This is a genomic window from Oscillibacter sp. PC13 (assembly GCF_900115635.1).
In the GTDB taxonomy this organism is placed as follows: Bacteria; Bacillota; Clostridia; order Oscillospirales; family Oscillospiraceae; genus Oscillibacter.
Genome location: NZ_FOXE01000021.1, coordinates 1 through 24,870, shown reverse-complemented (window position 1 = coordinate 24,870; position 24,870 = coordinate 1). Strand labels below are relative to the sequence as shown.

At 54.4% G+C, this 24,870-nt stretch carries 24 protein-coding genes and 1 tRNA gene; 19 read left to right on the top strand and 6 right to left on the bottom strand.

From position 1 onward, the window contains the following. The first annotated feature begins 163 nt into the window (after positions 1-163). From BMZ81_RS12020 to nrdR, 7 genes are all read left to right on the top strand, one after another. Positions 164-1,711: an NAD(P)H-hydrate dehydratase gene (locus BMZ81_RS12020; RefSeq protein ID WP_091132441.1), complete on the top strand. Its 1,548-nt coding sequence runs from the start codon at positions 164-166 to the stop codon at positions 1,709-1,711. Between the two features lie 15 nt (positions 1,712-1,726). Next, complete coding sequence (locus tag BMZ81_RS12015) at positions 1,727-2,365, top strand: hypothetical protein (RefSeq protein ID WP_091132439.1); 639 nt, start codon at positions 1,727-1,729, stop codon at positions 2,363-2,365. A 59-nt stretch (positions 2,366-2,424) separates the two neighbouring features. Then, the gene (gene alr / locus BMZ81_RS12010; RefSeq protein WP_242942638.1) at positions 2,425-3,621 is read left to right on the top strand and encodes an alanine racemase; all 1,197 of its coding nucleotides are present in this window, start codon (positions 2,425-2,427) and stop codon (positions 3,619-3,621) included. Between the two features lie 312 nt (positions 3,622-3,933). Then, complete coding sequence (locus tag BMZ81_RS12005; protein WP_091132514.1) at positions 3,934-4,302, top strand: type II toxin-antitoxin system PemK/MazF family toxin; 369 nt, start codon at positions 3,934-3,936, stop codon at positions 4,300-4,302. 240 nt (positions 4,303-4,542) lie between these two features. Then, complete coding sequence (locus BMZ81_RS12000; RefSeq protein WP_091132433.1) at positions 4,543-5,055, top strand: hypothetical protein; 513 nt, start codon at positions 4,543-4,545, stop codon at positions 5,053-5,055. A gap of 68 nt (positions 5,056-5,123) precedes the next feature. Next, on the top strand, positions 5,124-5,645 hold the full coding sequence (locus tag BMZ81_RS11995) for a hypothetical protein (RefSeq protein ID WP_091132431.1): 522 nt from the start codon (positions 5,124-5,126) through the stop codon (positions 5,643-5,645). Positions 5,646-5,920: 275 nt separating this feature from the next. Then, positions 5,921-6,379, top strand: coding sequence for a transcriptional regulator NrdR (nrdR, locus tag BMZ81_RS11990; protein ID WP_091132428.1), 459 nt, complete (start codon positions 5,921-5,923; stop codon positions 6,377-6,379). Position 6,380: 1 nt separating this feature from the next. On the opposite strand, the gene BMZ81_RS11985 is transcribed toward nrdR, so the two are convergent. Beyond that, complete coding sequence (locus BMZ81_RS11985; RefSeq protein WP_091132427.1) at positions 6,381-6,770, bottom strand: DUF4363 family protein; 390 nt, start codon at positions 6,768-6,770, stop codon at positions 6,381-6,383. Continuing rightward, the gene (locus BMZ81_RS11980) at positions 6,767-7,450 is read right to left on the bottom strand and encodes a DUF421 domain-containing protein (protein WP_091132424.1); all 684 of its coding nucleotides are present in this window, start codon (positions 7,448-7,450) and stop codon (positions 6,767-6,769) included. The genes BMZ81_RS11985 and BMZ81_RS11980 overlap by 4 nt, the downstream gene beginning before the upstream one ends. A gap of 364 nt (positions 7,451-7,814) precedes the next feature. Here BMZ81_RS11980 and glmS point away from each other — a divergent pair, with 364 nt between their 5' ends. The 3 genes from glmS to BMZ81_RS11965 all read left to right on the top strand — a co-directional run bounded on the left by glmS (position 7,815) and on the right by BMZ81_RS11965 (position 12,489). Continuing rightward, positions 7,815-9,653 (top strand): glutamine--fructose-6-phosphate transaminase (isomerizing), encoded by a 1,839-nt coding sequence (gene glmS, locus BMZ81_RS11975; RefSeq protein WP_091132422.1) that lies wholly within the window; start codon positions 7,815-7,817, stop codon positions 9,651-9,653. Between the two features lie 154 nt (positions 9,654-9,807). Continuing rightward, a complete protein-coding gene (locus BMZ81_RS11970) occupies positions 9,808-10,626 on the top strand; it encodes a MerR family transcriptional regulator (RefSeq protein WP_091132420.1) in 819 nt (272 codons plus the stop codon). A 231-nt stretch (positions 10,627-10,857) separates the two neighbouring features. Continuing rightward, complete coding sequence (locus BMZ81_RS11965; protein WP_091132418.1) at positions 10,858-12,489, top strand: GH25 family lysozyme; 1,632 nt, start codon at positions 10,858-10,860, stop codon at positions 12,487-12,489. Positions 12,490-12,545: 56 nt separating this feature from the next. Here the strand turns inward: BMZ81_RS11965 and BMZ81_RS11960 are convergent, their stop codons facing one another. Continuing rightward, the gene (locus BMZ81_RS11960) at positions 12,546-13,481 is read right to left on the bottom strand and encodes a DMT family transporter (protein WP_242942637.1); all 936 of its coding nucleotides are present in this window, start codon (positions 13,479-13,481) and stop codon (positions 12,546-12,548) included. A gap of 2 nt (positions 13,482-13,483) precedes the next feature. Then, positions 13,484-14,656 (bottom strand): aminotransferase class I/II-fold pyridoxal phosphate-dependent enzyme, encoded by a 1,173-nt coding sequence (locus tag BMZ81_RS11955; protein ID WP_091132415.1) that lies wholly within the window; start codon positions 14,654-14,656, stop codon positions 13,484-13,486. Between the two features lie 570 nt (positions 14,657-15,226). Between BMZ81_RS11955 and infC the strand changes: the two genes are divergently transcribed. Genes infC through rplT form a run of 3 tightly spaced genes read left to right on the top strand, consistent with a single transcriptional unit; the run spans position 15,227 to position 16,355 of the window. Further along, complete coding sequence (infC, locus tag BMZ81_RS11945) at positions 15,227-15,733, top strand: translation initiation factor IF-3 (protein ID WP_091132410.1); 507 nt, start codon at positions 15,227-15,229, stop codon at positions 15,731-15,733. Positions 15,734-15,771: 38 nt separating this feature from the next. Next, complete coding sequence (gene rpmI, locus BMZ81_RS11940; protein WP_022288799.1) at positions 15,772-15,969, top strand: 50S ribosomal protein L35; 198 nt, start codon at positions 15,772-15,774, stop codon at positions 15,967-15,969. Positions 15,970-16,004: 35 nt separating this feature from the next. Further along, positions 16,005-16,355 (top strand): 50S ribosomal protein L20, encoded by a 351-nt coding sequence (gene rplT / locus BMZ81_RS11935; RefSeq protein ID WP_091132408.1) that lies wholly within the window; start codon positions 16,005-16,007, stop codon positions 16,353-16,355. A gap of 163 nt (positions 16,356-16,518) precedes the next feature. Here the strand turns inward: rplT and trmB are convergent, their stop codons facing one another. Next, positions 16,519-17,550 (bottom strand): tRNA (guanosine(46)-N7)-methyltransferase TrmB, encoded by a 1,032-nt coding sequence (gene trmB, locus BMZ81_RS14125; RefSeq protein ID WP_177187306.1) that lies wholly within the window; start codon positions 17,548-17,550, stop codon positions 16,519-16,521. Positions 17,551-17,958: 408 nt separating this feature from the next. Between trmB and BMZ81_RS11925 the strand changes: the two genes are divergently transcribed. The 4 genes from BMZ81_RS11925 to acrA are packed head-to-tail and all read left to right on the top strand — an operon-like array spanning position 17,959 to position 21,944. After that, positions 17,959-18,795 (top strand): 3-hydroxyacyl-CoA dehydrogenase family protein, encoded by an 837-nt coding sequence (locus BMZ81_RS11925; RefSeq protein ID WP_091132406.1) that lies wholly within the window; start codon positions 17,959-17,961, stop codon positions 18,793-18,795. A 26-nt stretch (positions 18,796-18,821) separates the two neighbouring features. Further along, on the top strand, positions 18,822-19,964 hold the full coding sequence (locus BMZ81_RS11920) for an acyl-CoA dehydrogenase (protein WP_091132403.1): 1,143 nt from the start codon (positions 18,822-18,824) through the stop codon (positions 19,962-19,964). Between the two features lie 20 nt (positions 19,965-19,984). Further along, positions 19,985-20,785 (top strand): acryloyl-CoA reductase electron transfer subunit gamma, encoded by an 801-nt coding sequence (gene acrB / locus BMZ81_RS11915; RefSeq protein WP_091132401.1) that lies wholly within the window; start codon positions 19,985-19,987, stop codon positions 20,783-20,785. 22 nt (positions 20,786-20,807) lie between these two features. Next, positions 20,808-21,944: an acryloyl-CoA reductase electron transfer subunit beta gene (acrA, locus tag BMZ81_RS11910; protein WP_091132398.1), complete on the top strand. Its 1,137-nt coding sequence runs from the start codon at positions 20,808-20,810 to the stop codon at positions 21,942-21,944. 139 nt (positions 21,945-22,083) lie between these two features. Here the strand turns inward: acrA and cls are convergent, their stop codons facing one another. Next, positions 22,084-23,634, bottom strand: a complete 1,551-nt coding sequence (gene cls / locus BMZ81_RS11905; RefSeq protein ID WP_091132396.1) for a cardiolipin synthase — start codon at positions 23,632-23,634, stop codon at positions 22,084-22,086. A gap of 259 nt (positions 23,635-23,893) precedes the next feature. Between cls and BMZ81_RS11900 the strand changes: the two genes are divergently transcribed. Together BMZ81_RS11900 and BMZ81_RS11895 are read left to right on the top strand one after the other, a co-directional pair. Continuing rightward, a tRNA-Pro gene (locus BMZ81_RS11900) sits at positions 23,894-23,969 on the top strand. Positions 23,970-24,112: 143 nt separating this feature from the next. After that, positions 24,113-24,870 (top strand): DUF4417 domain-containing protein (locus BMZ81_RS11895; protein WP_091132393.1); only part of this gene is annotated, 758 nt, incomplete at its 3' end.

Here is a 24,870-nt window from a genome sequence, read left to right as displayed (position 1 = left end):
CCATTTCACGGCAGGGAGAGCGCAGAGAGCAAGGCCCCGCGTTGAACACATCATAGCAGAGTCCCACCGGAAAGCCATCACAATTCGGTAACAGAAGATTGCAATCGGGACACGGAGCACCTATAATAATAAAACATATTCACAAGAACAGGAGGACACGGCGATGAAGCTGGCGACGGCGGCGCAGATGCGGGAGCTGGACAGGCGGGCCATTGAGGAGCGGAAAATCCCATCCATTGACCTGATGGAGCGGGCCGCGGCAGGTGTGGCGGAGGCGGCGTTTTCCCTGCTGCCTGGAAAACCGGGGAAGTGCCGGATCGCGGTGCTCTGCGGCGCGGGCAACAACGGCGGAGACGGCATTGCCGCCGCCCGGCTGCTGTTTCTAAAGGGAGTCTCCGTGCGGGTGTTTCTGGCGGGGGCATACGAAAAGCTGACGCCTGATGCACTGGAGGAGACCGGCCGGCTCAGTGAGTGCGGTGTGGAGCTGGAGGCCTTTGACCCGGAGGAGCCGGAACAGCGGGCCTGGATTCTGCGGGCGGACGTCTGTGTGGACGCCCTCTTCGGCGTGGGCCTTTCCCGGGAAATCCGCCCGGATTCGACCTTCGCTGCGGCGGTGGAGCTTATGAACCGCAGCCGCGGCTGCCGGGTGGCGGTGGACATTGCCAGCGGTGTGGAGGCGGACACGGGACGAATATTAGGCTGTGCGGTAAAGGCTGACAAGACGGTTACCTTTACGCTTGGAAAGGCCGGACAGTTTGTAGGAGAAGGCGCTCTCTGCTCTGGAGAGGTGACGGTGTGGGACATCGGCATCCCGGCAGAGCTGGTACGGGAGACGGTGTGCTCCATTCAGTCCGTGGATACGGACTTTGCAAGTCATGCGCTGCCGCCCCGGAAGCCGGACGGGCACAAAGGGACCTTCGGCAAGCTGCTGGTCGTAGGCGGCGCGGTGGGATATACCGGCGCGCCGTATCTGACGGCAGCGGCAGCAGTGCGCACCGGCTGCGGGCTGGTGTCTCTGGGAGTGCCGGAGAGTATCTGGCCGATAGAGGCAGTGAAGTGCACCTCGGCAATGCCGTTTCCGCTAATTGAAAAACACGGAATGTTAAGTGAAAAAGCATTACAGAAAATTAAGGAAAAAATGGCGGACTGTCAGGTGATGGCCCTGGGACCGGGGTTGGGACGCTCCCGGCAGACGGAACAGCTGGTATGCGCATTGCTGCAGGAGACGGAAAAACCCGTGGTGCTGGACGCGGATGGCATCAATGCGGCAGCCGCGCATATAGATGTCTTGAACGCCCGCCGGGGGCGGGTGACCATTTTGACGCCCCACGACGGAGAATTTGCCCGTCTGGTGCCCGGTGCGCTGGAGAGCGGAAGCCGGGTGGAGGCGGCCCGGGCCTTTGCCGCTGCCCACGGCTGCGTGCTGGTGCTGAAGGGCCACCGGACCATTACCGCCACGCCGGAGGGGAACGTGCTGGTAAACACCACCGGAAACTCCGGGCTTGCCAAGGGCGGCAGCGGCGACGTGCTCACCGGCGTCATCGCCTCTTTGTTGGCCCAGGGCGCCACCCCGGTGCAGGCGGCGGCATGTGGCGTGTGGCTCCATGGTCGGGCGGGGGAGATGGCGGCACAGTTTGCCTCAGAGTACGGCGTGACGCCGGAAGATGTGGTCCAAAGGCTCCCGGCAGCCATTTTGGAAATTTTGGAATAGACGGAGGTTTTGACGGTGCGCAAGGGAAAGTGCGTACCAATGATAACCCTGTGCCTGCTGCTGACAGCCTGCGGCGGCCCAGCGGACAACGGCGGAATCAGCGACGCGGCGGCGGCCCGGGCACCTTACCATGACATGGCGGGATGCAGCATGGAGGCATCCGTCACCTGCGGACAGGGGGACCAGCTCTGGGAGGCGACACTCAAGTGCGACTATGTGCCGGACGGAGAGACCACGGTGGAGGTGCTGGCCCCGGAGACCATTGCGGGAGTCCGGGCCGTGGTGGACGGCACGGAGCTGCGGCTGGAGTATGAGGATTTGTGCCTGAACGCCGGGACCCTGAGTGAGCAGTCGGTCAGCCCCATGGTGTGCCTGCCCCGGCTGATGAGCGCGCTGCGGGACGGCTGGCTGCTGGAGGAGAACCGGGAGACGTGGAACGAGGTGGCCTGCCTGCGCGTTACGGTGGATCAGAGCGGCATGCAGGACGGAAAAATCCTCTCCACCATTTGGATCAGGGAGGACAACGGCTGCCCCCTGCGGGGAGAGATCGCTGTGGACGGGGAAATAATTTTAACGGCGGAGTTTACGAGTTTCGCATTTTATGATACAATTACCTCGCCTGGCGAGAGTGGGCAGGATGGGCCGCAGAAGTAGCGGCTGCCTCCATGCGGAGCCGGTGTGCATCGGACAGGGCCGGGAGACGTCCGTGTATTTTGTTATTGAAGGTGACTATTACGAAAGAGCCAATTTTACGGCGGACCTGGGCGGAAATCAACCTGGACCACCTGGCCTACAATTATCAAACGCTCCGCGCACAGATGGGGCCCCATGCCAAGTTTCTGGGCGTGGTGAAAGCGGACGCCTACGGCCATGGGGCCGTATGGGTGTCCCGGAAGCTGGAAGAGCTTGGAGCGGACTATCTGGCTGTCTCCAATGTGGAGGAGGCCCAGGAGCTCCGCCGGAACGGCATTGGTCTTCCCATTCTGCTCCTGGGCTATACGCCGGCTGAGATGGTGCCGGTGCTGCTGGAGAACTATGTGACGCAGGATGTCCCCTCTTTGGAGTTGGCCAGGGCTTATTCTGCCGAGGCGAAGCGCTGCGGCGGAACATTGCGGGTCCATTTGAAGCTGGACACCGGAATGGGACGTCTGGGGTTCCAGTGCGACGAGGCCCATTTTGAGCGGAGCCTTGGAGAGATTCTGGAGGCCATGACGCTGCCGAACCTGGATTGGGAAGGCGTGTTCATGCACTTCTGCGTTTCCGACGAACCGGACAGCGGGAAGTGCCGGGAATTCACAAAGATTCAGTATGAACGATTTGCCCGTATGGTGGAGGCTGTGGAGGCCGCAGTTGGTATACGGTTTCCCATTCACCACTGTGCCAACAGCGGCGCGGTGGCCTATTGCCCGGAATACGCATGGGATATGTGCCGCCCGGGCATTGTGCTGTACGGTACAGAACGGGCCGCAAGGGATCTTGGGCTGAAGCCGGTGATGGCATTAAAGACAACGATGGGCCCCATCAAGGAATATGAGAAAGATACCTCTGTCAGCTACGGACGGACTTATTTTACGGAGGGGCCTCAGAGAATCGGCGTGCTGCCCATCGGCTATGCGGATGGGCTGCAGCGCTGCCTGTCCAACCGATGGGCGATGCTGACCAAAGAGGGGCCTGCTCCAATCCGGGGCCGCATCTGCATGGATATGTGCATGGTGGATTTGACAGATCTGCCGGGCGTCTGCACTGGAGACGCGGTGGAGGTCTTTGGTGAGCACAATTCCGTTGACCATATGGCGGAAGCTGCGGGCACCATTACCTACGAGCTGCTGTGTGCCGTCAGCAAGCGGGTGCCTCGGATCTATCTGGAAAACGGCAGGGAAATAGACAGGCACCTGCAGCTGCTGCTATAGGACTTGTCCGTCAACCGCATCGCGGTACTTGAGCGGAGAGATAAGCTGCCAGCGTGAGAGAGTAACCATGGCTGGGATGCGCTCGATGTTCCATTCAAATATGAATCCGCTACAGCCGGAATCTGCGGCCATATCTGCAGATGCCACACACCGCACAGTTCCTTTGTCCCATGCATAGAATAGTGCGGGGCAAGGATGCCGGAATTTTGCGCCTTTGACAAAGTATAAATTCCGTAGCTGCGTGGGAGAATGAAAGTGGCCTCACCGAAGAGATTCGGTGACGGGTACTTCTTTCGGCGGAGTGTGAACTTTGTGGATACGAGTGTCAAGCGAGGCGATATTTACTATGCGGACCTCTCCCCGGTGGTGGGAAGTGAGCAAGGCGGTGTCCGGCCGGTTTTGATTATTCAGAACGATACGGGCAACCGATACAGCCCCACCGTGATTGCGGCGGCCATTACTTCTCAGACTGGGAAGGCAAAGCTGCCGACACATATTGACCTTCCCGTAGAGCAGAGCTGCGGCTTGAGCCGGGACTCTGTGGTGCTGCTGGAGCAGGTGCGGACTCTGGACAAAAAGCGCCTGCGGGAGAAAATGGGGCATGTGGAGGAACATGTGATGGAGAAGGTCGACTTTGCCATTGCGGTAAGTTTTGGCTTGCCGCACGATCAGATGGTATGACAAAAGTGAGGGTTGGAAAGTCAGATGCAGACTGTCGCCGAGGCGGCGCCAGGCCGTCTGGCACAATCTGGACTTTTGAAACCGGAGAAATTGTTTTTCGGTGATTCGCGGGAAATCCGGATGGGCTCCCTCTGCGACGGAGCTGCCGCAGAGGGAGAGCCTTTTCAAAAAATATCTGACCAGGCATAAAACAGATTACAAATGATATTCTGCAGAAATGCGGGACAGGAGGTACATAGGATGAAAAAAAACAGATGGTTCCTTCGGATGGCGGTGCTGCTGATGATCTGCGGCACGCTGAATATGACAGTTTCTTTGGCGGCGGAGGCGGGATCCTCCGGTGATCCGTTGGTGACGCTGAGCTACCTGAACGACACCTTCCTCAATACGGTGATGGCCAAGGTGGATCAAAAAATAGCTGCCCGAAACAGTCAGATTGTCCAGCAGTTGGGCGGCCAGACAATTACCTCCGGCGGCGCTGCATCCAGTGCAACTTTTACAGTAGTGGCGCTCTCCAGCGGGCAAACTCTCACGGGTGATATCGGCTGCGAGGTCATGCTGCGGGTGGGGACAGCCGCCTGCGTATCCCCTTCCAGCCCCGGACTGATCGATGAGACTTCCGGCGGCACACTGAACAACGGGGGAGCATTGGTGCAAAACCATTTATACATGATGACCATTGAGAATCGGGGAGTGAAGGCCACTGCCGCAACCACAAAATTGCTGGTGCGGGGTGGATACACCATTGCCTGAGCCTACATAAAAAAAACCGCCTGTGCATAGAGTTGCACAGGCGTTTTTTTGGAAAGGCGAGGTGGCATATGGACAAGTTTCCGCTGTATAGCGATGGAAGGATCATTGGGGAATTGACGGCAGATCGGGAGTCCCTATACACGTGGTTTGAAGCCCGCTGCCGCCTGCCGGGACAGGGACTGTGGTGTGCGTGGGCAGTAGGAGAGAGGGAAGAACTGCGGTTGGGGGTGCTGGAGCCGGCTGGAGAACGGGCAGTCATCCGCCGCCGCTTTTCCGACCGTCTGACAGCTCCGCTGGGGAGACTGTTACGGGGGGAAGTGCGTCCTTCTGTGGCAGAGGCGGAAAAGTGGGAACAGATGGGGGATGCGATTCACCTCTTCCGTACACCGGCGCTCCGGGAAGCGCTGCGGGGCGCAGATGGGGCTTTGACCCGAAAACAGGGAGACTGCCGCTGGATAGCGCTGCCTTATGATCCAAAGAGACCTTTTCCACTGACGGGTATGTTTTGCTTTGCGAAAGTGCGCTGCATTCAGGGAAAACCGTATACCGTTTATCAGTTCAATCAGGAGGAGCTGCCTGTATTTCCGTGATGGCCTGAAGGAAGGCTGCAGGTGACGGCGCATGGCACTGCCTCCGGCTAGCAGGGCCGCAGCCAAAGCTGACAGAGAAAAATTAAGAGAGGAGATAAAATTATGATACCATATTTAGCGGCCGTGTGATATAATGGCCGCAAAGCGGCAGCGATGTTGTGCATGCCGCTTTTGAAGAGCGGCGCGCCGGGGCTTTGACTGCCGCGCTGCCAAAGTGCGTCTGGATGGAGAAAAAATGTCGGCGTACCAGCCGGCAAATTTCGGGAGGTTTACCAATGAAGTGTCCGTTTTGCGGCTATAGTGAGAGCAAAGTTATCGATTCCCGCCCAGCCGATGAGGGCAGCAGCATCCGCCGCAGGCGGGAGTGCCTTTCCTGCACCAAGCGATTTACTACTTATGAGACGGTGGAAAGTCTGCCTATGGTGGTTGTGAAAAAGGATGGCAGCCGCCAAAGCTTTGACCGGCGCAAGGTGCTGGGCGGTATGATCCGTGCCTGTGAAAAACGTCCGGTGCCTCTGGCGGAGCTGGAGAAGATCGCTGGGGAAATTGAACAGGATCTGCAAAACTCCATGGAACGGGAGATCAGCACCGAGGATATCGGGGAAAAGGTCATGGATCGGCTGCGGGATGTGGATCAGGTGGCCTATGTGCGGTTTGCCTCCGTATACCGCCAATTCAAGGATATCGACACATTTATGGCGGAACTGAACAAGCTGCTTTCAGAAGCCCGGTGAGCTACATCACGTTTTTGATACTGAGGTTCTCCATTTCTGCCATCAGACGCAGCTGATCCCGCAGGTCTGAGATTTCCGCGCGGAACTCACTGAGCTCCTCTGCGGCGGCAAAGGCCATTGAACGGCGGTACATGGCTTCTGCATCATCCACAGCATCATGCTCTGTAACAATGTGAAGCCAGATCTGATGCGTGCCCCAATCCTCATAGCTGTCGGCCAGGGCTTTTACTGCGGCGGGCCAATCCTCCGACTGGGCCAAGGCATCTGCCTGCTGCAGCTGGTCCCGCCAGCGGTCAGTCTGCTTTGTCATGGTGTGATCCGTCCACAATGCAAAAGCCAAAATGATCAGCAAGACGGAAAGAGCAGGCGCGTATGGAAGAAGCTTCTTCATTGCGCAGCCTCCTTCTTCACACAAAAAACACTGCCCTGTTCATCCAGAGTCAGCAGGAAGACTTGGGCGGGAGAGTGCAATTTTTGCTGTGCCAGCTGCTTGTGGAGCCAGTTTTCGTCCCGTCCGCAGGCGATAAGATTCTGCCGGATAACCCTTCCGTCGTTTACCAGGATTACAGGAAGCGTTACGTCATCCTGCAGCTTCAATCCCAGCTGACTGACGGTGGGGGGCTGCTGAGAGGTTCGGGGCAGCACAGAGAGGCTGCCGGAGTTTTCGAGCACGGCGTATTTTACGTCCTCGACGCTGGAGATCCCTTGTCCCCGCAGTTCCTCCAGAAGCTCATCCAGCGTAAAGCGGTTTTTTCGCATGGTATCCTGCTGAATTTTTCCATCCCGGATGACAATGGCAGGCGTTCCGCAGATCAATGCCCGGAAGCGCAGGTTGTGAAGGGACAGCTGGCTTATCAGCATAGACAGGGACAGCAGGGTTAAAATGGGAATAAAGCCGGACAACAGCGGAATGCCGAAGTCCTGCATCGGCACGGAAGCCAGATCCGAAATCATCATGGTCAGCACCAGCTCACTGGGCTCCAGCTCGCCAATCTGGCGCTTGCCCATCAGCCGCATTCCGATCATGATGAGAAAATAGAGAATAATGGTGCGTAATAAAGCGGTTATCATAGAAATTCCCTCCGTCTGGGATAGTATTTGCCGCCGCACCGGGTTTATCCATGGGGATAACACTCCTGTCGGGGTTTTATCATATAGATATCTTATAAATCGCAGAGCGGAAAGGAGAATTATGGGAGTTGTCCCATCAAAAGCGCCAGCGCCTGTATAGGGAATGACTGATACAGGACGACGAGGAGAGGGGAGTATCGAAGTATTCGGCGGGAGTCCCTCCGTGCCCACGGGCGCGACACACGGCTGATAAATATGCGGGCAACCGCAAAACAGAGAGGCCGTGACCGTGGTAAAAGCGACAAATGACTGCGCGTTTGTCCTTTTGATAACCATTTCTGACTATCAGGAGGATTTCTTAACGATGTGTGGAATTATTGGCTTCGTGGGCCGCGAACAGGCGGCTCCTATTTTGTTGGATGGATTGGAGCGGATGGAATACCGGGGTTACGACTCTGCGGGCATCGCTGTGCGCTCTGAGACAAAAGGACTGCAGGTGAAAAAGACGAAGGGGCGGCTGAAAGTGCTGGCTGACTTGACACACGGCGGTGCGGATCTGGAGGGGACTCTGGGTATCGGCCATACCCGATGGGCAACGCACGGGGAGCCGAACGATGTCAACGCCCATCCCCATGTCAGCGAAAACGGCCGCATTGCACTGGTGCACAACGGTATTATTGAAAACTACATGGAGCTCAAGGAGCACTTGCAGAAGCTGGGTGTGACATTCAAGTCCGACACCGATTCCGAGGTGGTGGCGCAGTTGCTGGAATACCACTATAATGAGTGTCACAATATGCTGGAGGCAGTGGGCCGCGTCCTGCGGCGGATCGAGGGCTCCTACGCCTTTGGCATTATCTGCGCAGACTATCCCAATGCCCTGATTGCCGCCCGGAAGGACAGCCCGCTGATTCTGGGCTATGGCAGGAACGGAAACTTTATCGCTTCTGATGTGACGGCAGTTATTAAATACACCCGGGATGTGGCGTACATGGATGACGGTGAAATTGCCGTTTTGACCGCAGACAGCGTCGATGTGTTTGACGACGAACTGGTTCCGGTAGAGAAAAAGCGCAGCACGGTAAATTGGGATGTCTCTGCAGCGGAGAAGGGTGGATATCCTCATTTCATGCTCAAGGAAGTCATGGAGCAGCCGGAGGCCATCCGAAAAACGATTTCTCCCCGTATCAAAAACGGACGGGTGGTGCTGGATGAGATCTCTCTGACGGAAGATTATGTCAGAGAGCTCTCCCGAATTTTTATTGTTGCGTGTGGATCTTCTTATCACGTAGGGATGGTCAGCAAGTACAATTGGGAAAAATTGCTCCGCCGTCCGGTGGAGGTTGTGCTGGCCAGTGAATTCCGCTACTGTGATCCGTTGGTGGACGAGAAGACGCTGGTGGTCATCATCAGCCAGTCCGGCGAGACCTTGGATACCATGGCCGCCATGAGAGAGGCGAAGAGGCTGGGCGGACGGACGCTGGCGATTGTAAATGTAGTGGGTTCCTCCATCGCCCGGGAGGCCGACGATGTGCTGTATACCTGGGCCGGCCCAGAGATCGCCGTGGCAACCACCAAGGCCTATACTACCCAACTGGTGCTGATGGATTTGGTGGGACTGTACTTAGCCGATCGGCTGGGTAGTGTGGAGCAGAAAGAATATGACGTCATCCTCTCCGAGATGCAGCAGCTTCCGGAAAAGATGCAGCAGGTACTGTGCCATAAGGAAAATATTCAGTATTTTGCCTCCCGTTACTTCAACCACGATTCTATTTTCTTTATTGGACGGAATCTCGACTATGCCATGGGCATGGAGGGGTCCCTGAAGCTGAAGGAGATCAGCTATATTCATTCGGAGGCCTATGCGTCCGGCGAGTTGAAGCACGGAACCATCTCCCTGATTGAGCAGGGGACGCTGGTGGTGGCGCTGGGAAGCTACGGCCCGCTTTTTGACAAGGCGATGAGCAACGTGGTGGAGGTAAAGGCACGGGGAGCCGAGGTGCTGGCTCTGACAACGGAGAACTTCCGGGAGAAGATGGAAAAAACTGCCGATGCCACAATTGCCGTGCCAGTGACGCATCCAATCCTGCAGCCCTCCTTAGGCGTGGTTCCGCTGCAGCTGTTTGCCTATTACGTGGCGCTGCAGCGCGGCTGCGACATCGACAAGCCGCGGAACCTGGCAAAGAGTGTGACGGTGGAGTAAAGGTTCCAACCCTGGATGATATGTGATTGCGCCAGCGCCGTCTCTTATTGGAGACGGCGCTGTGTTTTTTGAAATTTCCCTTGACTCTCACATAGGGAGAGGGCTTATGCTGAATATGAGCTCAAGAGAATCACATCGATGTGGAGGATTCATCATGCTGAAAATCGGAGAATTTTCAAAACTGTCCAGAGTGAGTATCCGGATGCTCCGGCACTATGACGAACTGGGCCTTCTGACGCCGGAAACCATCGATCCGTATACGGGGTACCGCTATTACAGCGCGTCCCAGTTGGTACGGATGAACCGTATCACCGCTTTGCGGGCCATGGGGTTTTCCCTGGCGGCCATCCGGGATTTGCTGTTCCATTGGGAGAATCGTTCCGATCTGGAACGCCATCTCCTGGTAAAGCGGGCGGAGGCTGAAGAGGAGGCAAGGGCGGCGAAATGGAGACTGCAGCTTTTGGATACGGCTTTGGAGCACCTGAGAAAGGATGAAAATACCATGAAATACGATGTGACTTTAAAAACAATGCCGGAACGGTATGTAGCCAGTGTCCGCATGACGATCCCCTGCTATGAGCGAGAGGGAGACGTGTGGCGCGTCCTCTGCGCTGAGACGGATCATATGCGGCTTCAGAGTGCGGATCCGTGCTATTGCAGTGTGGTCTTCTATGATGAGGGGTTCAAGGAGACGGACGTGGATGTGGAAGCCCAGAAAACCGTGACTGGCCAATACCCTGACACGGAGCATGTGAAGTTTAAAACGGTGCCTGAGGTGACATTTGCCTCCTGCACCTACCAGGGAGGCTATGAAAAAATCAATGAAGTGAACGCAGCGGTGGCAGCCTGGGTAGAAGCCAACGGTTATGATTACGGCGGTCCGGCGTTTAATATCTATCATGTCAGTCCTCATGAAACGGAAAACCCGGATGAATTTGTCACCGAGGTTTGTTATCCGGTGAAACCGAAGTAAACCGCTTTTATACGGCGGCGGGCAGGCAACCCGCTGCCGTATTTTACATAATTCTGTCAGCTTTGAAAAAACAGGAAATCTATATTGACCAGAAAGGTTCTGTTCGCTATAATAAAAAGAAACATTGCCATGCGGTTTTGATGGGTAACATAACACCACAACCTCTGTGCGGGGGCTGCGGTGACATTTTTTGTAATTGCATTCGACAAAAACTGACAGAAGGAGACTGCCATGCATAAGAATCGACTGCCAAGGCTGCTGGTTTCCATGGGCCTTGCGGCATCGTTGGTATTGACCGGCCCTGCCGCCGCTTTTTCCGACACCGCCGGACATTGGGCGGAGAGTGCCATCTCCAAGTGGAGTGAGACCTATCAGATTATCAACGGTTATGAGGACGGCACCTTCCGGCCGGATAACTCCATTACCAGAGGAGCCTTTGCCGGAATTCTGGACCGCTTTATGAAGTTCCAGGCATCCTCCCCCGCAGGAACATTTTCTGATACATCCGGCGCCTACTGGGAGAGTGCAATTTTGAAGCTCCACGCGGCAGGCGTCTATTTGGGCAATGACGGAAGGGCTCTGTCCAATGACACGATTACCCGTCAACAGGCGGTGACCATGATTGCTCGGGCCTTTGCCATCCAGCCTGCGGAGACGGCGCTGCCCTATGCCGATGCAGATCAGATTGCAGAGTATGCAAGGAATTACGTGGCGGAAATGACGGCCAGAGGCTATCTCACAGACTGTTCCGACGGTGTATTTCGCCCTGCCTCTGCCATTACCCGGGCAGAGATTGTGAATATTCTCAACAACATGGTAAGCGTACTGATCCAGGAGTCTGAGACCTATACCGGTGATGTGGATGGATCTGTGATGATCAACGCCACAGAGGGAGCGGCGCTGATGGATATGACCATCACCGGAGATCTCATCGTGGCTCCCGGCGTGATGGGCGGCGTGTCCTTGAACAATGTGACACTGCAGGGCGGCATTCGGAATTTCAGCGGCGTGGAGCTGACCATTATGACGCCGGAAGTACCGGACCCGGATCCGGAACCGGATGTTCCGGCAGACACCCCATCTGTGTATCCATGGGTGGATCCATATGGATACCTCAGTTACGATAATTACAACGTACCGCTGTACGACAGCGTGGAAACCAGCAAGTTGTCGGATGGGGATTTTTACTGGGATGGCGATCGTCTGATATATGGCGGCAGCCGTTATGACACTCGCTTTGGCATCGATGTGTCTGCCTATCAGAACCGCGCCAGTGAAAACAACACGATTGACTGGGAGGCAGTGGCCGACGACGGCGTGGAGTTTGCGATGGTACGGATTGGGCTGCGGGGCTACTCCACTGGTGGCTTGAGCCACGATGCCTTTTATGCACAGAACATTGACGGGGCAATGTCTGCCGGAATTGACACCGGTGTATACTTTTTTTCCCAGGCCATTACCGTCCAGGAGGCCATTGAAGAGGCGGACTTTGTCATCAGCTTGCTGGACGGACACAAAATCTCCGGACCAGTGGCCTACGACTGGGAAATGCATGATTCCAGCTACCGAGTCTATGGCCTCTCCCCGGAAATGGCGACGGCTTGCGCACTGGCCTTCTGCCAGCGGATTGAAGCGGCAGGGTACCAGCCTATGGTGTATATGAGCAAGTATGTGGGATACAACAAGCTGAATCTGCCGCAGCTGGCCCAGTATCCCATCTGGTTCCCGGAGTATAAGAGCGCGTCCTCGGAAAAACTGTTTCCGGCGTTTTACTATCAGATGGATATCTGGCAGTTTTCCAGCAGCTGTTCCATTGACGGCATTGGAGGCCGGGTGGACGCCAATATCCAGTTTATCCGCTGAATTCAAAAGAGAACGCGTGGAAGCCTATGGCTTCCACGCGTTCTTTTATTTTATGCTCAGGAACAGTGGGAGGAAGAAGAGGGATCCGGTATACGCACCTCCTGCTTGACCGGAGGACGCTGGGCCAGTATCACACCGGCAGTGATCAAGACGGCGCCCAGCATAGCCAGAGGGGAAATGGATTCCTGCAGGAAGAAATGGGCCGCTACAATGGTGATGAATGGAATCAGATAGATAAAATTATTGGTGGTCACCACACCCAGCAGGCGGAAAGCGTGGTTCCATAGTACAAAGCACAGTCCGCTGCCGATCAGGCCGAGAAACAGAAAGTTCCCGGCAATGGCAGGTGTCAGCAGCGGCGCGGCTGGAAAGGGGGTGTGCTCCAGAAGTGCGATGGGAAGCCCTGTAACAGCGCCCCAGAAAAGTGTCCGACGGGTGGTCAAAATGGGGTCAAAGCTTCCGCTGTATTTTTTCAGCAAAACCGAGTAAACTGCCCAGCAGGCAGCCGCCGCCAGAGCCAGCAGATCGCCTTTGGGGCTGAGCTTCAGCACAAAGGTGCCGTTGCACACCACCAGAATGACGCCGGAAAAGGCTACCAAAAAGCCCCATAACGTGCTGGCACGGAACCGTTCCTCGCCCCAGAAGTGAGCCAAAAGGGCTGTAAAAATGGGAGCGGCTGCCACAATAATACTGACGTTAGAGGCCAGTGTATAGGTAAGGGCGGTATTTTCAGTGTAAAAATAGAGGGAACAGCCGGACAGTCCCAGCAGGACAAAGACCGCTTCCTGACGCCAGGTGAGGCGCAGGCGCCGCGGACACAGCAGCCATAAGGCACAGTAGGCGATGGTAAACCGTACCAGCATAATCTGGGCGGGGGTATAGACGGTCAGAAGCTTTTTGCTGGCAATAAACGTGGAGCCCCACACAACCACGGTGAAGGCGGCGAAGAGGCAACCGGTGATTTTGGGGTGATTTTTCAGATTTTGCATCATCGTTATGCTTGAATCATGCCGCTGTCTGCCACGGCCTGAATCGCCTCCTGAATGACTTCCGGCGGCTGTACCAGTGCAAACCGGACGTGGCCTTCCCCCAAGGTTCCGAAAGCGGATCCGGGGGTGCAGAGCAGGCCGCTGCGATCCAGCAGCTGGAAGCAGAAGTCCGCGGAATTGGTATAACCCTTTGGCAGGGGCGCCCAGGCAAACATGGTGCCCTGACTGTCCGGCATCTCCCAGCCGATAGAGCGCAGCCCTCCGCACAAAGCGTCCCGACGGGCCTGGTATGCCTGCCGCTGCGTCTCCACCATATCCTGGGGACCCTCCAGCGCCGCAATGGCGGCCTTTTGGATGGGAAGGAAGATACCATAGTCAATTTGGGAGCGCAGGGTGCGAAATTTCTGGATAATCTTCTGATTGCCAAGCACAAACGAGATGCGGGCACCCGTCAGGTTATAGGTCTTGGAGAGGGAGTTGTACTCCACCCCCACGTCTTTGGCACCGGGAATACTCAGGAAGGAGATGCCTTCACGGCCGTCATAGATAATTTCAGAATAGGCGTTGTCATGCACGATGATGACGTCGTTCTTCTCGGCCCAAGCCACCAGCTTCTCATAAAAGCTGCGGGGAGCGGTTACGCAGATGGGATTGGCGGGGTAAGAGACCACCATCATTTTGGCGGCTTTCGCCACCTCCTCCGGAATGGCGTCCAAATCCGGCAGGTAGTCGTTTTCGGGCAGCAGATCGTAATAGGCAATTTTGGCGCCGCAGAGGAAAGGACCCATCTCAAAAATGGGATAACCGGGATTGGGAACCAGCACCACATCGCCAGGATCGCAGATGGCGAGACCAATGTGGGTCAACCCCTCCTGCGATCCGTATACGGACATGATCTCACTGCTCTCCAACTGCACCCCATACCGGCGGCTGTACCAGCCCTGGACGGCCTGGATTAATTCCGGGCGGTCGCTGAGAGAATATTTGTAATTTTCCGGATTCAATGCCGCCTGTGAAAGCGCCTCTATGACGTGGCGGGGGGGCTGAAAATCCGGGGTGCCGACGGAAAGGTTGTAAACCTTGCGGCCGGAATGCTCCATTTCTTTCCGGGCGTTGTCCAACACACTGAAAATACCCGCTTGGAACAGATCCATGCGTTTGGCAAACTGCAGATCCATTGGAATAACCTCCATTGAAGGTGGGAAACCACCAAAATTTTGCATTATTCCATATTATAGCGAATTTCCCGTCTGATGCCAAGAGTCAATCCGAAGAAAATACATATATTATGTAAGCATGCAGCGTGGACTTGCCAGCTGCATGCTTCCAAAGTGCGGAGTTACTTGCGGTTTTCCTTCTGCTCACGGTTTTCCCGCTGATTCTGATTCTGGTTATTCTCGCGGTTATTTTGCTGGTTCTGGTTGCGGTTGTTCTGATTATTCTCACGGTTCTGCATGAGGACACCTCCTTTCACGATCTTGCGTACAGGAACTATTCTGCACAGAGGAAAAAGAAATATACACATATTTTTGCCGAAATGATGTTGACAAATGGAACGCCGGCTGATATACTAAATCAGCAAAACAAAGAAGGCTGATTGCATCCGCCTCACCTCCAGCCAGCAGGCAAAGAGGTTTACAGTGTCGTTCTCAAACCGCCAGAATGGTGGTTTGTTGTTGCGCGGATGCCAAAGTGGTGTCCGCGTTTTGTGATTTTTTGGAGGAGGTGCTTCGACTATAGCTAAGTTAGTGCATGAACTGAACGAAGAGATCAGCGACAAGGAGATCCGCTTGATCGGTGACCAAGGTGAACAGATGGGAATTATGTCTCCGGCGGAGGCATTGAAGATCGCCGATGAGCAGGGTTTGGATCTGGTTAAGATTTCCCCGCAGGCGACACCGCCTGTCTGCAAGCTGATGAATTACGGCAAGTTCCGCTTTGAGCAGAGCAAGCGGGAAAAGGAAGCCAGGAAAAATCAGCATGTAGTCGAAATCAAAGAGATTCGCATGTCTCCGGGCATTGACATCGGAGACTTTAACACCAAGCTGAAGAACGCGCAGAAGTTCATCGCCGATGGCAACCGCGTGAAGGTCTCCGTCCGTTTCCGCGGCCGTGAGATGGCCCACACCGATATCGGCCGGGCCTTGCTGGACCGGTTTGCCGAGCAATGTGCCGAAACCGCCAACCTGGACAAATCTGCCAAGCTGGAGGGACGGATGATGTCTATTTTCCTGTCCCCCAAGACCAGCAAGTAAATACGAGTGATTTTTACAATACGGAAGGAGCAACCATTATGCCTAAGCTGAAAACCCATAGCGGTGCCAAGAAAAGATTCAACCTGACCAAGACTGGTAAGGTCAAGCGCGCCAAGGCTTTCAAGAGCCACATTCTCACCAAGAAGGATACCAAGCGTACTCGTCGTCTGCGCGCTGGCGGCTATGCGGATGCCACCAACATGGACGCTGTCCGCAAGATGATCCCCTACAAGTAAGATTACGATACGTTTAGAAATAGGAGGCTATTGAAATGGCTAGAGTCAAGGGCGCGATGATGACGCGCAAGAGAAGAAATAAAGTTCTGAAGATGGCGAAGGGCTATTGGGGTTCCAAGTCCAAGCACTTCCGTGTTGCCAATCAGGCAGTGATGAAGTCCCTGAGCTATGCGTATACCGGCCGCCGGCTGAAAAAGCGGGATTTCCGCTCTTTGTGGATTACTCGTATCTCCGCTGCCTGCAAGATGAACGGCATGAACTACTCCAGCTTCATGCATGGCCTGAAGGTCGCAGGTATTGAGATCAATCGCAAGATGCTGGCTGAGATGGCGGTCAATGACGCTGCTGCCTTCACCCAGTTAACCGAGATCGCCAAGAAGGCATAAAACGGTTTTCAATATATAAAAACAGTGCTCCAGATATATCCGGAGCACTGTTTTTTCATTTAAATATGTCCTCATATGGTGCTGCTTCATGCGGAGGAAGATTTTGCGAGAGAATGACAACTGCGTTGCAACCTCCTCTCGCCGGACGAGAGGAGGCTGCTTTTTACAGGAAAGACCGCTTGCAGAAATATGGGCCGCAGTTCACCTCATGAGTGTGGACATAGGTCCAAGTAAAGTTTTTATCCACCAGATAGGCATCGGGCAGTCCTTCCAGAGCGGCGGCATCCAAGCCGGCGGCGGGTCTGACATAGGGCTTGCTGCCGTCACAAAGGCCCTCGCAGAAGAGATAAGTCTCGGCGTTTTCCATGGTGCTGCGCAAAGCCTGTCGGGCGTAGTCACCCTCCAGGCAGGGAATCAGATTCCTGGAGAAGATATGCCAGAGATTGTTGCCCTCCGCAATGACGTACTTGCCCAGATCTGCTTCAGACACCTCGGCGGCAAACGCATCCAGCCAGCGATCTTTTACAACTTCGAAATCGGTGGGAAATGGTTCCGTCCAAGGAACCATTGTGGCCACCAGCCGGTTGATGGGTAACCCCTGCTCGTAAAACTTGGCTTCGTAATCCGTCATGACATCCACAGGGCCGTGCTCGTGGAGATTTCGGGTAACCTCGGAGAGAATAAAACCGAACTGGGGAATTTCCTCCACGGAGAATTCAAAAAGAGGCTGGTTGTCTGTCTTGAAGTGGATTTGACCATCCTCCTTCAGCACCTGCCGGTACAGCTTTAAAAAGTTGCCGTGGGTCAGACGGCGTTTGGCGTGGCGCTTGCTGGGCCATGGATCGCAGAAATTAACGTAGATGCGATCCACCTCGCCGGGAGCGAAGAAATAGGGAAGCTGGTCCGCGTTGGCATCCACAAAAAAGACGTTGGTGAGTCCCGCTGCCGTGCACCGCTCCATGGCAATCACCATGGCGTCCGGAACCCGCTCCACAGCAATAAAGAGTACGTCCGGTTCCGCCGCGGCAGTGCCGGCGGTGAAACGGCCCTTTCCGCAGCCAAGCTCCAGTCGCAGCTCTTGGGCCTGAGGCATCAGTTCCCGCCATCTGCCCCGCCGATCATAGGGATCCTGGATCAAGCAGCTGCCGCAGCGCTCCATCCGTGGAATGAGATTTTTCTTTTTCCGCATGCGCATATCGAATCCTCCTGGAATCGTGGATTTCGTCAAATTTCACAAGAAGTATAAAACTTGTGGTAATTAATTATTTTACCACAGGAAAAGACACCTGTAAATGGCATTTCCATCCGATAATGCCGAACCAAAATAATGGTTGTGTTAATGGCTTAACAAAATTGTATAAAATTTAACGATTAATTTGTGTGAAGTGTAAAAAAGCGAAAAAGAGCATGGAAAGCAAGCAATTTGTGCTTGATAATTGGGACGGAGAACCCTATAATAGACATTGTGAGTAAATTGGCAATGTTGAGGTTTGCTCCGTTTTCTCCCGTAGATCAGCTGATAGTATAAGACAGCGGTCTGTCCTATATTATAGAACGACATTCAACAAAGTCGACCGAATTCTTTATAACAGGAGGAAAAGATATGAAGGTAGCAGTTTTTGGTGCAGGAACCATGGGCAGCGGTATTGCACAGGTCTTTGCGGCGAAGGGCCATACCGCTTTGATGTACGCCAGCAGTGTTGCTTCCGCCCAGAAGCACAAGGATAAGCTGGCCGCATCCCTGCAAAAACGCGTGGAAAAGGGCAAGATGACCCAAGAGGCCGTGGATGCTCTGCTGGCAAACGTCTTGGTGGAGGAGAGATCCGCCTGCGCGGATGCTGATCTTATCATCGAGTGCGTCAAGGAAGAGATGGGCACCAAGAAGGAACTGCTGAATGAGCTGGACAGCATCTGCAAGCCCGAGGCTGTTTTTGCATCCAATACCTCTTCACTGTCCATTACTGAGATGGGCCACGGCTTGAAGCATCCCGTGATCGGCATGCATTTCTTCAATCCCGTCCCCAGCATGAAACTGGTGGAAATCATCCGCGGTGCCAATACCACTCAGGAGACCTTTGATTTTGTCTACAAACTGGCTCAGGAAATCGGCAAGGATCCCATTGAGGTTGCTGAGGCTCCTGGCTTTGTGGTAAATAAGATTTTGATCCCCATGATCAACGAGGCGATTGGCTTGGTGGAGACCGGTGTGGCCTCTGTTGCCGATATTGACAAGGCGATGCAGCTGGGTGCTAACCATCCCATGGGCCCCTTGGCCTTGGGCGATTTCATCGGCCTGGATGTATGTCTGGCCATCATGGAGACCCTTTACAACGAGACTGGTGATCCCAAGTACCGTCCGGCGCTGTTGCTGCGCAAGATGGTCCGTGGCGGTCTGCTGGGCAAGAAGACTGGCAAGGGCTTCTACGATTATTCTAAGTAAAAACCAAAGGAAAAGGAGTAAATGGTATGGATTTTCATCTGACAAAAGAGCAGTTGATGCTCCGTAAGATGTACCGCGAATTCGCCGAAAATGAAGTCAAGCCTCTGGCTGAAGAAATCGACGAAGAAGAGCGCTTCCCCATGGAGACCGTCGAAAAGATGGGCAAGCTGGGGATGATGGGCATCTACTTCCCCAAGGAGTACGGCGGCGCCGGCGGAGATGTGCTCTCCTATGCAATGGCAGTGGAGGAACTGGCGAAGGTTTGTGGAACCACCGCGGTTATCCTCTCCGCCCACACCTCCCTGTGCTGCGCTCCCATTTTTGAGAACGGCACTGAGGAGCAGAAGAAGAAGTATCTGCCAGACCTGTGCAGCGGCCGCAAGATTGGTGCATTCGGCCTGACCGAGCCCAATGCCGGTACAGATGCCTCCGGCCAGCAGACCACTGCTGTCTTGGAGGGTGACCACTATGTGCTGAACGGATCCAAGTGCTTTATCACCAACGGCAATGTGGCAGATACCTTTGTGGTGTTCGCCATGACCGACAAGAAGGCCGGCAACCACGGTATTTCTGCCTTCATTGTGGAAAAGAGCTTCCCTGGTTTCTCCACCGGTAAGCACGAGAAAAAGATGGGTATCCGCGGTAGCTCTACCTGCGATCTGATCTTTGAGGACTGCATCGTTCCCAAGGAGAACCTGCTGGGCAAGGAAGGCAAGGGCTTTAAGATTGCCATGCAGACGCTGGACGGCGGCCGTATCGGCATTGCTTCTCAGGCTCTGGGCCTGGGCGAGGGTGCTGTGAACGAGGCTATCAAGTACACGAAGGAGCGTGTCCAGTTTGGCCGCCGCCTGAGCCAGTTCCAGAACACCCAGTTCCAGCTGGCTGATATGCACTGCCGCATGCAGGCCGCGCAGTACCTGGTTTACGCAGCTGCCTGCAAGAAGCAGCTGCATGAGCCCTATTCCATGGATGCCTCCATGGCCAAGCTGTTTGCCGCTGAGGCTGCCTCCGATGTGACCCGCCGCGCTGTCCAGTTGTTCGGCGGCTATGGCTATACCCGTGAGTATCCCGTGGAGCGCATGATGCGCGACGCGAAAATCACCGAAATCTACGAGGGTACATCCGAGGTTCAGCGCATGGTCATTTCCAGCCACCTGGGCGTGAAATAACATAGGAGGTAAAAGGTAAAATGAAAATCATCGTTTCTGTGAAGCAGGTTCCCGATACCTCCGGCAAGGTTGCAGTCAATCCGGACGGCACGCTGGACCGTGCATCTATGCAGACCATCACCAACCCCGACGACCTGAACGCGGTCGAGGCAGCGCTGAAGCTGAAGGACGAGACCGGCTGCAAGGTGATAGTGGTCACCATGGGTCCCCCTCCTGCGGAGGGCATGCTGCGTGAGATTCTGGCTATGGGTGCCGATGAGGCCGTCCTGGTATCCGCCCGTGAGTTCGGCGGCTCCGATACATATGCCACCTCTCAGATCCTGGCCGCTGCCATCAACCGCATCGGCGTGGAGAAGGACGATATCGTTATGTGCGGCCGTCAGGCCATCGACGGGGATACCGCCCAGGTCGGCCCCCAGATTGCCGAGAAGCTGCACCTGCCCCAGGTGACCTATGCCGCGGACATCCAGAAGAGCGGCGACACCATCACCGTAAAGCGGATGCTGGAAGACGGCTACATGACCATCAAGGTGCAGACACCCTGCCTGCTGACCTGCATCAAGGAGCTGAACAATCCGCGCTACATGAGCGTTTCCGGCGTGTTTGAGGCTTACAGCAAGCCCATGAGCGTGTTCGACTACGAGGCGCTGAAGGATGATCCCCTGATTGACGCCACCACCATTGGCCTGAAGGGTTCTCCCACCAACATTCTCACCTCCTTTACGCCTCCCCAGAAGGGCGCCGGCATGATGCTGGAGGGCGACGGCAAGGAGACCTGCGAGAAGCTGGCCGGTATTCTGGCCAAGAAGCACATCATCTGATTGAAAGGAGAAAGATACGACAATGGCTACTTTTAACAACACTGATCTTGCTGCTTTCAAGGATGTGTGGGTCTTCTGTGAGCAGCGCCAGGGCAAGCTGATGCCCACCGATTTCGAGTTGATTTCCGAAGGCCGTAAGCTGGCGGATGAGTTGGGCGTGGAGCTGTGCGGCCTGCTGCTGGGCGATAATGTCGAGGGTCTTGCGAAGGAACTGGGCGGCTACGGCGCTGACAAAGTGATCGTGTGCGACCACCCCCTGCTGAAGGATTACACCACCGACGCATACGCAAAGGTGATCTGCGATGTCATCGAGGAACTGAAGCCCGAGGCATTCCTGATTGGCGCCACCAACATCGGCCGTGACCTGGGCCCCCGCTGCGCAGCCCGCCTGCACACGGGCCTGTGCGCAGACTGCACGCACCTGGATGTGGATATGCCTATCTACAAGGACTTCCTGAAGGAGAGCTCTACGCTGTCCGCGGAAAAGATAGAGGGTCTGAACAGCGCCATGGTGCTGGGAGAGAAGCACGATGTGTCCCGGGACCTGAAGATGACCCGTCCGGCATTCGGCGGCCACCTGATGGCCACCATCATCTGCCCCCGTTTCCGCCCCACGATGGCGACGGTGCGTCCCGGCGTGATGAAGAAGAACGCATTCGACCAGGCAAAGGCGGATGCATGCCAGATCGTGAAGCCTGCGTTCGAGCTGTCCGAATCTGACATGCAGACCGAGGTCGTTGAGATCGTGAAGGCCGCCAAGAAGCTGGTGGACCTGATCGGCGCTGACTTCATTGTGTCTGTTGGCCGCGGCATCAGCAAGGATGTTGAGGGCGGCATCAAGCTGGCGGAAGAGCTGGCTGCGGAGCTGGGCGGCGTTGTAGGCGGCAGCCGTGCCACCATCGACTCCGGCTGGCTGTCTGCCGACCATCAGGTTGGCCAGACCGGCAAGACGGTGCACCCGAAGGTATATGTGGCCCTGGGCATTTCCGGTGCTATTCAGCACAAGGCCGGTATGCAGGATTCCGAGTGCATCATCGCGGTCAACAAGAACGAGACAGCCCCCATCTTTGAAATTGCCGACTACGGCATCTGCGGCGACCTGTTTAAGGTCACCCCCATGCTCACTGAGGCAATCCGCGCTGCCAAGGCTGCCAAGTAAGGCCATTCTTCAATAAAACACAAGCCGGTACAGATTTCTGTGCCGGCTTGTGTTTGCTATCTAAGGAATGGCATAGACGCAACAGCGACAGCAATTGTCACCCATGAGTCAATATGCTTTTATCGTACAGACAGTTGCACTATACCAAGGGCGCAAACGCATGGAGAATCCCCAACCACAGCTTTTTCGGCCAGCTCAGATGGCCAAAATCCTCCAGGTGCATTTCCTGGCTGCTGGTCAGGGTATTGAGAAAGTCATATTTTACATCCTTCACAGCGCTGCTGCGGTACATCCAGACCGCATCCTCCAGATGGAGATACAGACTGCGGTAGTCCAGATTGATGGTTCCCACAATGGCGTATGTATCATCAGACACCATTGTTTTCGCATGGATAAAACCTGGCGTGTATTCATAAATGCGGACGCCCGCTTTTAGTAAGGGCTCATAATAGGAACGGGTGAGAAAAAAGACTGTTTTCTTGTCCGGCACGTGGGGGGTGATAATCCGTACATCGATGCCGGACTTTGCAGCAGTACAAAGGGAAGTAATCATTTCATTATCAATGACAAGATATGGCGTAGTGATGTACACATAATCCTCTGAACGGTTGATGAGATTCAAATAGGCAGTTTCACCGACCAGCTCCTCGTCCAGAGGAATATCCGTATAGGGAAGAAGAAACCCATCGTGGGGGATTTGAGCGATCCAGTCAGCGGGCGGGGCATATCTGGAAAATGTATCCTCTTCACCGGCTGCAAAGTCCCACAGAGCCAGATATTGAACAGTCATGCTCCACACAGCCTCACCCCGCAGCAGGATGCCGGTATCTTTCCAGTGCCCGTGCTTTTCGTAGGCATTGATGTATTCATCCGCTAGGTTAATACCTCCGGTAAATCCGGTTTTGCCGTCGATGATGCAGATTTTGCGGTGATCTCGGTTATTGAATCTGGGTGAAAGAATGGTGTTGAAAGGGTTAAAGACACACACCCGCAGGCCCTTCTCCCGGAGAATGCGGTCATAGTGCCGGGGCAGCGTAAAAAGACACCCCAAATCATCATACATAAACCGGACTTCAACACCTTGGCGAATCTTCCGCTCCAGAACTTCCAGAATACCATCCCACATGATGCCTTCGTCCACAATAAAATACTCCATAAAGATGAAGGACTCTGCTGATTCCAATTCCCGCAGTATAGCGGCGTACATGGTCTCACCAATAGGGAAGTAAGTGGTCTGCGTGTGCCCGCATGGTGGTGTGCCGGATGAACGGAATAGGTACCGGGCGTGGAGCGCTGCCTCCGGAGACTGCTGTTCCAAAATATCCAGCGCAGTTTGCCCGGAGGGAGGTGCTATATCCATGATAGCGGAAATTTGCCGCTGAACAGCCTGTCCGGCGGCTCGTTCCCGCTTGGTCATACGGTATTTTCCAAACAGCAGATACAACAATCCTCCGAAGATGGGGAAAAGCAAAATGGGGATTAGCCAAGCGATCTTATAGGCTGGATTGCTGGAAGTGTTATTAAGAATATGTATCGTGGCAGCTAGAGACAGCAGAATGCAGATTAGATAAAAATAAGCAAACTTATCCCGGAAATAGAAAAACATGATCACCAGTGCAGCTGCTTGAATGGTGACGAAGAGAATGATGTAGAGGACCTTTCCGAGAATAAAGCGAAGGTGATGATTCATGGAGAAATACTCCTTATAAAAAGGTGAGCTTTCGGATACCTGGAACAGATGGTGTTACCAGCGCGAGTTTTTTTATTTATAATATCGCGTTTCCATCGGAAAAGCAATATCGGAGACAGGAACTGCTTTTGTATCTCATTGAATTGCCAAAAAGAAATTACAAGACTTGACATTACCGCGAAAAAACCGTATAATAACTTTTGCTGCATATGAGTTGTGGGAAAGCGTAGCAGTATGCATAAGGTTGAAGACCATATAACCGGGTGTAGCGCAGTTGGTAGCGCGCATGGTTCGGGACCATGAGGCCGTGGGTTCAAATCCCGCCACTCGGACCATCGGAGTATCCTTCGGGGTACTCCGATTTTTTATTGCCAATTTGTAAATTTTCTCATGTTGTTGCACAGAAATGTGCAACTTTCGTTGTTTGGGAGTCTGTATGCAGAAGGACTTGTTCCTTACTACATACAGGAGATTCCATATGACTGAAGAAAATTACAACTACCGAACCAGTCAGACGCTGCTTCGCAACCAATTTCCTGGCAAAGGAAAGTTGAAAATTCCGATTATTCCGAAGTTTCGAGAAAAACCTGGAGACTTTAATGATCTTTTGCTGATTGGTTTTGACAAGACCCATGTGGAGGATCAGAATCATCTTGACCGGATGGTTCACTTCTTTCTATATGACTATCGCTTTGAGCGGGTTTGGAAGCACCCAGACAATGACATTGAAAAACTGTCCCGATACCGTGCGGTGCTGTCGCCGGATTTCAGTATGTACCTGGAAATGGCGCCTGTCATGCAGCTTTACAATGTATTTCGTAATCGTTGGTGCGGCGCTTACTGGGCATCCAAAGGGCTCCGGGTCATTCCGACTGTCAACTGGGGAGATGAATCCACGTTTGATTTCTGCTTTGAGGGGCTCGAAAGAGGCAGTGTGGTGGCTGTCTCCACCTACATGGCGTCCGAACACGACAACCGCCAGGATCAAAAAGAGTGGTTCATGGCTGGATACAACGAGATGCTGCGTCGTATTGAGCCGGAAAAAATTATCTGCTACAATACACCGTTTCCCGAAATGCAGGGCAATATCATCTACGTGGATTACGAGCGCAGTTCCTGGAGGTATATGAACTATGAACGAAGTTTCCGTCGTGAAGATTTGGATGCCTTTAAAATTGGCGGCACATCCAGTAATAATCGTGATACAATAGAGCCGTACCTGATTGGAAAAGGCGG

Excerpts from the sequence above, each read along its gene's own strand:
- BMZ81_RS12020 (WP_091132441.1), top strand. The coding sequence starts at position 164 with ATGAAGCTGGCGACGGCGGCGCAGATGCGGGAGCTGGACAGGCGGGCC.
- BMZ81_RS12000 (WP_091132433.1), top strand. The coding sequence starts at position 4,543 with ATGAAAAAAAACAGATGGTTCCTTCGGATGGCGGTGCTGCTGATGATC.
- BMZ81_RS11995 (WP_091132431.1), top strand. The coding sequence starts at position 5,124 with ATGGACAAGTTTCCGCTGTATAGCGATGGAAGGATCATTGGGGAATTG.
- nrdR (WP_091132428.1), top strand. The coding sequence starts at position 5,921 with ATGAAGTGTCCGTTTTGCGGCTATAGTGAGAGCAAAGTTATCGATTCC.
- BMZ81_RS11985 (WP_091132427.1), bottom strand. The coding sequence starts at position 6,770 with ATGAAGAAGCTTCTTCCATACGCGCCTGCTCTTTCCGTCTTGCTGATC.
- BMZ81_RS11980 (WP_091132424.1), bottom strand. The coding sequence starts at position 7,450 with ATGATAACCGCTTTATTACGCACCATTATTCTCTATTTTCTCATCATG.
- glmS (WP_091132422.1), top strand. The coding sequence starts at position 7,815 with ATGTGTGGAATTATTGGCTTCGTGGGCCGCGAACAGGCGGCTCCTATT.
- BMZ81_RS11970 (WP_091132420.1), top strand. The coding sequence starts at position 9,808 with ATGCTGAAAATCGGAGAATTTTCAAAACTGTCCAGAGTGAGTATCCGG.
- BMZ81_RS11965 (WP_091132418.1), top strand. The coding sequence starts at position 10,858 with ATGCATAAGAATCGACTGCCAAGGCTGCTGGTTTCCATGGGCCTTGCG.
- BMZ81_RS11960 (WP_242942637.1), bottom strand. The coding sequence starts at position 13,481 with ATGATGCAAAATCTGAAAAATCACCCCAAAATCACCGGTTGCCTCTTC.
- BMZ81_RS11955 (WP_091132415.1), bottom strand. The coding sequence starts at position 14,656 with ATGGATCTGCAGTTTGCCAAACGCATGGATCTGTTCCAAGCGGGTATT.
- rpmI (WP_022288799.1), top strand. The coding sequence starts at position 15,772 with ATGCCTAAGCTGAAAACCCATAGCGGTGCCAAGAAAAGATTCAACCTG.
- rplT (WP_091132408.1), top strand. The coding sequence starts at position 16,005 with ATGGCTAGAGTCAAGGGCGCGATGATGACGCGCAAGAGAAGAAATAAA.
- trmB (WP_177187306.1), bottom strand. The coding sequence starts at position 17,550 with ATGCGCATGCGGAAAAAGAAAAATCTCATTCCACGGATGGAGCGCTGC.
- BMZ81_RS11925 (WP_091132406.1), top strand. The coding sequence starts at position 17,959 with ATGAAGGTAGCAGTTTTTGGTGCAGGAACCATGGGCAGCGGTATTGCA.
- BMZ81_RS11920 (WP_091132403.1), top strand. The coding sequence starts at position 18,822 with ATGGATTTTCATCTGACAAAAGAGCAGTTGATGCTCCGTAAGATGTAC.
- acrB (WP_091132401.1), top strand. The coding sequence starts at position 19,985 with ATGAAAATCATCGTTTCTGTGAAGCAGGTTCCCGATACCTCCGGCAAG.
- acrA (WP_091132398.1), top strand. The coding sequence starts at position 20,808 with ATGGCTACTTTTAACAACACTGATCTTGCTGCTTTCAAGGATGTGTGG.
- cls (WP_091132396.1), bottom strand. The coding sequence starts at position 23,634 with ATGAATCATCACCTTCGCTTTATTCTCGGAAAGGTCCTCTACATCATT.